The sequence below is a fragment of the Albidovulum salinarum genome (assembly GCF_025673475.1).
Classification (GTDB): Bacteria; Pseudomonadota; Alphaproteobacteria; order Rhodobacterales; family Rhodobacteraceae; genus Albidovulum; species Albidovulum salinarum.
Genome location: NZ_JAOVQO010000041.1, coordinates 1 through 8,182 on the forward strand (window position 1 = coordinate 1; position 8,182 = coordinate 8,182).

At 60.0% G+C, this 8,182-nt stretch carries 4 protein-coding genes; 2 read left to right on the forward strand and 2 right to left on the reverse strand.

Annotated elements, in window-relative coordinates; translation table 11 throughout:
- Nucleotides 1-570: IS6 family transposase (locus OEZ60_RS21685; RefSeq protein WP_411709833.1), on the forward strand; the 570-nt coding region annotated here is incomplete at its 5' end.
- A 66-nt stretch (nucleotides 571-636) separates the two neighbouring features.
- Here OEZ60_RS21685 and OEZ60_RS21690 read toward each other — a convergent pair.
- Together OEZ60_RS21690 and OEZ60_RS21695 are read right to left on the reverse strand one after the other, a co-directional pair.
- Nucleotides 637-1,359, reverse strand: a complete 723-nt coding sequence (locus OEZ60_RS21690) for a CpXC domain-containing protein (RefSeq protein WP_263340902.1) — start codon at nucleotides 1,357-1,359, stop codon at nucleotides 637-639.
- A gap of 12 nt (nucleotides 1,360-1,371) precedes the next feature.
- Nucleotides 1,372-7,377, reverse strand: a complete 6,006-nt coding sequence (locus OEZ60_RS21695) for a hypothetical protein (protein ID WP_263340903.1) — start codon at nucleotides 7,375-7,377, stop codon at nucleotides 1,372-1,374.
- A gap of 465 nt (nucleotides 7,378-7,842) precedes the next feature.
- Here OEZ60_RS21695 and OEZ60_RS21700 point away from each other — a divergent pair.
- Nucleotides 7,843-8,182 (forward strand): DDE-type integrase/transposase/recombinase (locus OEZ60_RS21700; RefSeq protein ID WP_263340904.1); only part of this gene is annotated, 340 nt, incomplete at its 3' end.

Genomic DNA, 8,182 nt, shown 5'->3' on the forward strand with positions numbered 1-8,182 from the left:
CCGCTCATCATGCAGCGTCAACCACATCAGACCCAGAACGGCGTCGTCGATCCGGTCTCGGTCAATCTCCATGCCGCGAGCCTATCACAGATCATCGCGGCCACTGCGGCCCAATCCGGCCGGTTACAGATCAACGGCGAGCGGCACTACCTCTGGCGGGCCGTCGATCATGAGGGCGAGGTTCTCGAGAGCTTCGTGACCAAGACGCGGGACAAGAAGGCGACATTGAAATTCCTCAAGAAATCAATGAAGCGCTACGGTCGCCCGCACATTTTCGTCACCGACAAGCTGCGCTCCTATAGCGCCGCATCGAAGGAGGTCGGTGCGGCCGACCGCCAGGCAACTGGTCGCTGGCTCAATAATCGGGCGGAGAATTCGCACCTGCCGTTCCGACGACGAGAACGGGCAATGCAGCGATTTCGGCGGATGCGAAGTCTGCAGATGTTCGCCGCCGTTCACGCCTCGGTCGTCAATCATTTCAGTCAGGAACGCCACCTCTATTCGCGGCAAAACTTCAAGCTCAACCGCGCCGCCGCTCTCGCCGAGTGGCGCGGCCTCGGCGCGTCATAAGGGACAGCGATCCTGCCCTTGTGGAGACGATTTCGAATTGGTCTGACATCACCCGGGATTGAACACCTAGGCCGATGCGTAATTCTCTTCGGCGTCTTCGGTCGATCCATCGGACATGTAGGTACGCTGCATATCGACGAATGGGCCAGCGGTCAGCAGGGCGCGGATCTCTGCCCAGCCATCTGTATCTTCCGCAATCACATCATAGAGTTCCTTGCCGACTGAGACCCCCATGACAGCTCCCTCGTCTTCGGTGTCGAGCCAGCGGAACTGCATACGCTCGACGTCAAGGCCGATCAGGCGGCATTCGATCCCCCGCCGCATCGGCACCTCGTCCATGCGGCGAATGAGGTCCATCTTGACCATCTCCACGACCACGTCATCCAGGTCGAGATCGGCGATCAGGATCTTTTCCCGGACGGCAGGCCAGCCAAAGGTCAGGCGCGGAGCCAGCGCGTCACCGATCTCGCGCGCGGCGCCGGTCGTCTTGACGCCGTAAGTGGTGTCGAACAGCTCCTGCGCTTCAGTTTCCAGCTCCCCGTAATCCGACATCTGCCGTCCCGGCAGTGACATGATCCACTGGCCGCGGCCGACGTCGAGATAATTGAACAACGGCTCCAGGCGGAACGCGAACCCGCAATTGGGGCATTCGATTACCTGAAACGTATCGTCAAGGATGGCGTCGCGCAGGTCCGGCCGCCGATCGGCATTGACGCTTCCCACGGCCTCGATTGTATACACGTGGCCGCATTCCTGACAGGTGATGCCTGTATTGCTGAACAGCGACATGGCAAGCCTCCCTTAAGTATCCCGGTTCTCAAGCGCCGCAAACTCGGCGGTCATCGGATGGGCCGGTTTCAATTTCTTCGAATAGTAGGCGGCATACATTTCCGAGAACCATTCGCCCGGCGCGCGAAACTGGTATCCGGTCAGGCCCATCTTGCGGGCCGCCGCTTTGTATCCGACCCACAGACCGCTATAGGATTCGTGGATGATTTCGCCGTCCGAAAGCTCCAACGCCATTGCGGTTGCATTCGTTTCCCAGGGATTGTTCTTGGATTTGGCGTTTTCCGCCCAGTTGTGGATCTGCTGGCGGCGGCGTTCCCATTCTGTTGGCTCGATCCGGTCGGGCGGGTCCGCCTGGGGCGGGCTGGCGTTTCCAGACAGCACTTCCTGCACATAGGCCAGATCGCCGAATTTGAAGTGGCGAGCCACCTTTTCGGCAACCGAGCGTACATCGCGCCCGTATTCCGTCCAGCCGCCGAATTTCGCGTCGCCCAGCTTGGACCGCATGAAACCGTATTTGTCGTCAACCGAGTGACCGACTTCGTGCAGGGTGTTCCAGTTGAACCACTGCACCGGCTCGTCGTTGACCGGCGCGTAGTCCGCGCGGTTTTCGTAACCCTCATCACCCGGATTCCACGACCCCGTATTGTGGTCCGAGCCGAGCATTCTGCCAGCGCTGGTTGCTGCGGCGCCCTCGCGCATGCTGAGCGTCTTCTTTCCCCACATCTCAAAGGTCGAAGACCCGTCGGCCGCGCTACCGTCTGCCTTGCGGTAATCGTCGACGCCCAGCATGCTGTCGCTGGACAGAGTGTGTTTCAGCGGCAGCTTCGACATCGCCTCATAGAATTTCAGGACATTCGGACCTTTGTTGGCGCCGTCGGCTTGGAGGGCGCCATCGACATAGATCTCCAGCTTGCAGCCGAACCGAGTTTCCAGTGCGATCCGCGTGATGTCGCGCCGGGCGTCCGGGTCGAGTTTCTTGACGATCACGTCAAGCTTGTCTGCGCCATCAGGCTGATCCAGAATCGCCTTCACGTCTTCTTTCGAAGGCGCGGCCGTATTTTCCAGCATCTTGATTGTCAGCTTTGCCCGTGCGGCAGCTTCGGCCGCGGCCTTGAGAGCCGCCATCGCCTTGTCCAGATCGGGTTCTGCCGCTTCGGCATGGCTGGCTGCCTCGGACAGTTTGGTCTGGAGCACTTTCATGTCGTCGTTGACGGCGTAGCGGTGCGCGCTGTCCTGCAACTGCTTCAGGACAGGATCGCCGGCGCCCGGCACCAGCTTGGCCCGTTCCTTGTCGTATTCGACGCGCCTGTCGGCCAACGCCTCATTCTTGTGGAACGTTGCGACGGCATTCAAGAGATGCGTCATCGCGGTCGCTTCTCCGGAAGCGATCATCATTGCCGGTGCCTCATTCATCGAAGCTTTAGTCCGGTTCATCCGTTCGGTGACAAACCCCTTGGCTTCGTGCGGTCCGCTCAGGAAATCGTCGACCAGCTTTACCGACTTGGTGGTTTCGCCGCGCACCTGGGCCACTTGGCGCTGGTGGATTTCCGCGGTGCCGCAATCGGCGCAGGCCTGCTTAATCAGATCCCGCACGTCGATACTGCCCCCATCGATTGCTTTCTGCGCCGCGTCCAGGGCGCTGCTGGCGGCGATGATCTTATCCGCAAGTTGTTCCTGTGGCGGGGCTGCGCGCAATTGCGTCACCTTGTCCCGCACCTCCTTGATTGCGGCCTCAAGAACAGACTGGTGGGGTGCGTCACCCACGCCTTCGAGAACTTTCAAACCGGTATGCAAATCGCCGGTTGCCATCGCATCGGTACAGTTTGTCGGAATCTCGTTCATCAGCGCCGTCGCGGCGACGTAATCGCCCCGCATCCGCAGGTCTTCGGCAGACTTGTACTTCACCTCTGCGCGGTCGAGCAGCGGTTTGATCACGGCGGCGCGTTCGGGCGGTTCCTTGGCTTCGTCCAGCTTGCCGCGCGCCGCCGTCTTCGCCGTTTTATAGGTCTCATTGAGCGGGATCTGCCGATTGAGCTCGGCGACCTTGGCCTTCAGCTCTCCCATCAGCGCAGTGGCCTGTTCGAACTGCCGGTTCTGGGCCAGCTCGTCCCCCTTTGCCAGGCCCTTGTCGATCTCGGCAATCAGATCGTCGAGACCGGGGTTAGGGCGCGTCGGCGTACCCAGATCGTCGGTCACGTCGTTTTTGCGAGCATCCTTGTAGGTTTGGTACCGCGCGAGAATCGTCGTGCCGTGATGGGTGTACCAGCCTAGTTCTTCGATCTGCTTCTTTGCAGAGACAAACGCATGATCGCGGAACATCTTCTCGATCTGGGTCTTCATTGCCGCCTGACGGTCCAGCTCCATCTTCAGAATCGGTTGATTGTCTTCGACGGTTGTCTTGGCGGAGGCGTATTTCGTGTTTCGGTCGTTTCGCGCCTCGTTGTAATCCGTGCAGAGCTTTTCGAAAGGCGCCTTGAGATCCTTGCCCGTTTTGATGAGCTTGTCAGATCCGGCGATGTCGAGGCGTTTCAGGCAATCGTCGGCATCCTTGAGCAGTTTGTCCAACCGGTCCCGCTCTTTCTTGAAAACGTCGCTGTCAGGCTGGCCCTTGAGATGTGTGATCAACGATTCAATGGTTGTGCGGTCGGTCTGCTGCGCGGTTCTGGCGTCCGCCTTGCGCCCGACCTTTTCGCATGCCACCAACGCCTCGGCGATGGTTTTCAGTGCCGCGTCGAAATTGAAACCGGGGGGCGTGGCTGCGTCTTCGGCAGCCTTCAGCTGCTTTTCCAACTCCTTTATGTCATCAGTGATTATTTTGTGCGGGTCGACATTCTTACCGGGCAAGGTGTTTTCGACCTCAGTCTTGAGCTTGGCAACCTCGGCGTCGTATTTTGGCTTGCGTTCGACCTTCTGTAGCGCGTCCTTGAGAATCTTTTCGATCTCCTGGAGCTTCCCTTCAGCGGTTGCTGCGTCGGGCTTTCGAGCCTCTTTGCCATCGCCCGGCGGGTCCGCCTTCATCGCCTCCTTGGCCGCGGCAAGGAGAGCATCGACCGAGTTAATCTGGTCCGCGAACGTACCTTGATCCTTGCCCTGCACATCGGCTTTAAGACCGGGGATCGCATCGATCCAGGCATTGATCTGTGCTGCTTTGGCATCTTCGCCTTCACCTGCGGCCTCGGGTTTGGCATCCGCAATCTTCTTGGCGCCGTCCAGCAGCGCCTTGGCCTGCTCCCCGCGGGCCTTTGCGGCCTCGATCGCAGTGGTGGCTTCGTCGAATTTCTTGATCATTTCGAACGCCGCGGCTTGCGAAAGATAACTGTCCGCAGCAGCAAGTTCCGATGCCGCAAAGCCGTTGGCGCTGTCATTGGTTTCGCGGATCTTGTCGAGCGCCTGAGTGATCGGTTTCTTTTTGTCGACATAGGTCTTGTATTTCACCGCCAGCGCCTTTTGTGGCGCGAACATCGGCTGGATGGCCTCCATCAATTTGACAGCCGCCACAAATTCACGCGCGTCCTTGAACTGATCCAGCCTGTCTTTGTCTGCCTTGGCCCGAAGATAGAAATCTTCGATTCCCGCGCGGCCGTCGTGGCCTTCTATGGCTGTGTACGCGGTGTCGAAGGCTTCGCGCTTGTCGGCATAGTCCTTGGCCAGCGCCAAGATTCTGGTGCCAGCCCTAACGGAATAGCCGATCTCGGCGGCCTGACTATAGGCCGCAATGAAATCCGGCGGCGTTGCACCGGCAAGCGCTTCGGCGCGGGCGGCAAATGCGTGACAGGGTGTCAGTTCCGGCAGGATGTGTCTTTTGTATTTGTCGTCCGCTGCATCCAGTTTCGCGATTTCAACCTTGTAGTCGTTTTCGTATGCGTCTCGATAGCGCTGGTGTGCGCCTTTCGCCTGCTCGGCCTTATGCAGTAGGCCAGGGATTTTATTCAGTTCTTTCATCGCCTCTGAGAACTGTTTGCGGCCGGACAGGCGCGCCGCCTTGATCAGACATTGCTGCGCCTCGTCCTTCAGTGCCGCACTTTGGGCATTTGCGTACGGCGACAATGCGCCCAGAGTGCTCGACCGCTTGTCTCGGATGGCTTGATAAGACCCAGTATCGTCTGCAAGCTTCAAAAGCGCATCGTAAGTATCCGTAACGGATTTCAGATCGGTGCGGGCGTCAGGATAGTTTGCGGTATCCGTTTTGGCTTTCGCCGCCTCGGCGTCCGATTTAAACGTATTGAACGCTGCCAGAACAGGCTCACCGCTTGCGGCGCTGTGGCCGCCAATGTTGTCGCGTTGAATGGTGTAGAGATCCCATTCCCGTCCCCATGCCTCTTTTTCGGCCATCAGTTCATGAATAGCCTTCTTGTGGGCTGCGATATCCGCCTTGGCCGTTGCAACGGCGGATTTGACCGCCTCCAGCCCGTCGTCGCGCGACAGGTCGAGCGTCCCGGCGATGCGGTCGGTTTCTGTCGCCCAATCTGCCGGTGCATTGTCGCCGAAGTCGGCGGCGAGCTTGCGCAGCTCCCTGATATCATTTTCCAGCAGATGTTCGGCATTCGACAGTTCCACTGTCAGCCCTGCGTCTTCGACCGTATCGTTGGCCGGCGGGCCTTCGGGTTTGGCGGCTTTGGCCTCGTCCAGCAGCTTCTTGGTGGCGCGCAGAGCGGCGACGGCGGCGTCCCAGTCTTTCTCTCCGGCCTTAGTGTTGGCCTGTTCCCAAGCGGCGGCCAGCGCGGTGGTGTCGGTGATCTTGGCGCGGATCAGCTCCTCGACTGGGCCTTTCATGGCCGGCGCTGCGCGGTCCCAGACCGCCTTATTTGCCGACTTGTCCTGTTTCGGCGTGCCCTGGTCGGGCGCGGTATCCATCTTCGCGATAAGCTGCAGCGCGACATCTGCGGCGCGGATCGCGACTTCGTACTCCTGTTCTTTGTCGGCCTTGGCATTGGCCGCGGCCCACAAGCCCTCGATCCGCGACCGCTCGGTGGGGTTGAGCGACAGTGCCCTTAGAATTTCGGGTGCGGCTTTCTTGCGTTTATCGGCCCACATGCTCGCCAACAACGCCTGCTTGCGCTCAGCCTCTTCCTGCAGCTTTTTCTTAGCCGCATCGGGCGAGGACGGCGCTTCGTTATGCGCCAGTTTCACAAGGCGGGTGATTTCCGGCAACGAGCCGGCGGCAGCCTTGTAATCCGGCACCACCGCATCGGCCTTTTCGTTAGCCCAGAGCCAGGCGGCGCGCAGCGCGCCCGGATCGCCGGTGCCCAGCTTCAGCGCCGCGGCAACCAGCGGTTTCAGACGATCTGCACCTTTGCGCCACCGGTCACGTTCAGCGGCATCGTTGCCGGGATCGTCCGGATCGCCGCCGGGATCCGGATCGCCGCCCGGCCGGTTGCCGTCGCCTGATCCGCCGGCTGCCGCAATCGCCGCTTCGATCTTGGCCAGCCCGGCTGCCGCCTTGTTGAGATCGCCGCCGGAAATCATTCCGATCACGGCTTTCAGAGCCGGTGCGATTTTGTCCCTGGCAGCCTGCGACAGCTGCTGCAAGCGACCGTTTGCCGTCTTGACCCTTGCAACCAGCTCGGCCTGCGAGAGCGCCGGGCTTTGGGATGCTTGCCGCGTTCCGGTTTCTTCCGGACTCTCGGGACGCTCGACCTGTTCGGGGGCTTCGCCTTCATCTTCGCCCGTTTCGAACTCGTTGCCGTCGGGCGATTTGATCTTGACCTTGAGCGACAGCTTTGCCGCCTTCAGAAAAACCGCGCACTTTTTCTTCATGCCGGCCGGCGGTTCGCTTTCGCAATCGAATGTCAGGCTGTTGCCGTCGACCGTGATCTTTCCGAAGGTTGATTTCGCGGCTTCGACACCGTCGGATTTGCGCGCCTCCTTGAACAGCATCGACCCGTCTTTCTTCGGGTGTATGATCAGGGCGGTATCCTCGGGCTTCTTGCCGAGGGCGAGGCCGAAATTCAGCGGCTTCGTTCGTGCCATGCTGATCTGCTGCTTGAGTTCCTTGATACCGGCTGCGTCGAGTGCCACGATTCCCCCCGAGAACTTTGCTGATAGTCAATGAGGCAGACAGAGACCGTGATTTTTTGGGATTTCACGACCAAAGTGCAGCCCCGGCGGAGACCAGTCCAGTTTTTTCTTGTTGCGCCGGCTGACGCGCGGGGTGGTGTCATTTGTGGACGGCTCCAGTTTTGCAAGGGTTTTCTTGAGCGAGGCTGATCGAAGCGGGTTGCGGTCATTTGTCCGGCCTTTGAGCGCGGTGCGTCTGACCGCTGGCCTTGATGAAGTCCGCGTGCTGGGTCCCAATCAGACGGACAAGCTTTGAAGCCCCGACAGCACCTCGGGGTGTCCCGGCAGCGGTCTCGCTTGATCATCATCATTCTCTTGTGCCCTTGCATCTCGTCACGGCGCCGTTGCGCCGCCGCCATAGTCCTCCTTGGCGGTGTCAGAGGAACCTAGCTTGCGGCGAGGCAGGGCGCCGACTAGCGCCGCTTGATGTCGAAACCTGACCCGTTCAAATACTTCAAGACGAGCCGCGCGATCATCCGCCTGGCGGTGATGATGTACGTGCGCTTCCCGCTCTCGCTTCGGAACGTCGAGGACCTGCTGCACGAGCGTGGCATCGACATAAGCCATGAATCGGTCCGGTTCTGGTGGCAGCGTTTCGAACCGATGTTCGCCGCCGAGATCCGCAAGAAACGTGCCGATTGCTTGCGTTCTGGGCCGCAGTGGCAATGGCATCTCGACGAGATGTTTGTGAAGATCAACGGCGAGCGGCACTACCTCTGGCGGGCCGTCGATCATGAGGGCGAGGTTCTCGAGAGCTTCGTGACGA

Excerpts from the sequence above, each read along its gene's own strand:
- OEZ60_RS21690 (WP_263340902.1), bottom strand. The coding sequence starts at position 1,359 with ATGTCGCTGTTCAGCAATACAGGCATCACCTGTCAGGAATGCGGCCAC.